Source organism: Rhizobium sp. P1_E6 (assembly GCF_056405875.1).
On record NZ_JBFUBG010000278.1, the window covers coordinates 1 to 1,349 of the forward strand.

The 1,349-nt window shown below is 56.7% G+C and carries 1 protein-coding gene and 1 pseudogene; both read right to left on the minus strand.

Annotation, left to right across the window (positions count from 1 at the left end):
- Positions 1–503: cyclic nucleotide-binding domain-containing protein (locus AC1D35_RS36200; RefSeq protein WP_477942835.1), on the minus strand; the 503-nt coding region annotated here is incomplete at its 3' end.
- A gap of 345 nt (positions 504–848) precedes the next feature.
- Positions 849–1,349: pseudogene (locus AC1D35_RS36205) on the minus strand (hypothetical protein); the annotation flags it as partial.

Genomic DNA, 1,349 nt, shown 5'->3' on the forward strand with positions numbered 1-1,349 from the left:
GTCAGTCCGAGGTAGTCTGCGATATCCCGACGTGGCATGAAGAGTTCGAACTTCTGCGCTCCGGTTCGCGCGGCCATCTCCATGATGAAGGCCGCAAGGCGGCCAATAGCACTCTGGCATACCATGACGAGTTGGCGATCTCTCGCGGCAGAAACTTCCCTCATTGCTAGGCCAACCAGATCGATCGGCAGGGTGCGCATGTTGGAAAGCGGGAACCGGATCAGGCGCAAGTCGCAAATCGCTTCGGCAAATGCAGCCCGCCGCTTAGTGCTCTCAAGCCCGAACCATTCGCCCGCGCCATGAAGAGACAGGACGTAGCGACGTCCGTCTGGCAGCAGTCGGTATATTCTGACCGCTCCTACCTCGATGTAGTAGAGGCTCGACGAAGGCTCATCCTCCCGATAGATCAACTCGTCAGCTGGATGACATTCCGATCTTCCCACTGTGAACTGGGACATTGAACGGGTTTCAATTCTCGGATGGGTATTGAAGTTCGCGGTCACGTGTTTGCTCTCTTTGGCCAGCAGGCTAGGTGGTCGGCCCACAGATTAAAACTGGGGATGTCCTCTAAGCATTGTTGCGAGGTGTTACCGGGTGTTCATCGCTGATATTCATTCCGCGACCCCGGACACCATTCGCCCTCCCGCACACCCTCGCTCGAATGGCTTGCTTGGTGCGACTGTGTGATGGACGGTCGGAGAGTTAGTAGCCCGACATGTCGATGACGCGCTTTGTCATTCACCGTTGACGGCAACCGGCGCCGCAACAGATGCGACGATGTTCTCCGCAACGCGAGATTGGATTTTAAACACTGTCTCTTCGCCCAGATCGCCATCGTAATTTTCAGCTCAGATGACCGCGCCATCCGACCGCCTCACCAGTCGGCCCGACCATCTTAGTTTCTCTCTTTCCATCAGCACGGTGCCCTGGAGCACATAGAGACTATTTCTCGCACTCGACGCGCTGTCGGCCTTTACGACAATCTTCTTGAACGCAAGCAGCTTGTTTACAACTTCGTACGAAAGACCTTGAGACATGACCGACGCTGCCGGGTCTTTCGATATGAGCTCAAACGGCTCGACGAGGATCGATGGTTTCGTCAGCGTCGCGGCCGCCTTCGGTGCGCCCAGCCAAACCCATGCCTGCGCCAGAACGAAAGCCCCTATGGTCACTGCGGTCACCAGCCACTGCCACGACTGTGGGAGGGTGAAGGTGGTATTACGCGTAAAGTCCACAGGCGTGGGCGTGGCCTTCTGTGCTGGAGCGGTTGCCTTGTCGTCCGACACCTCGCGCATCAGAAAACTGGGTACGTAGGTCCCTTTGGGGACGGTTATGACAATCTCATCTTC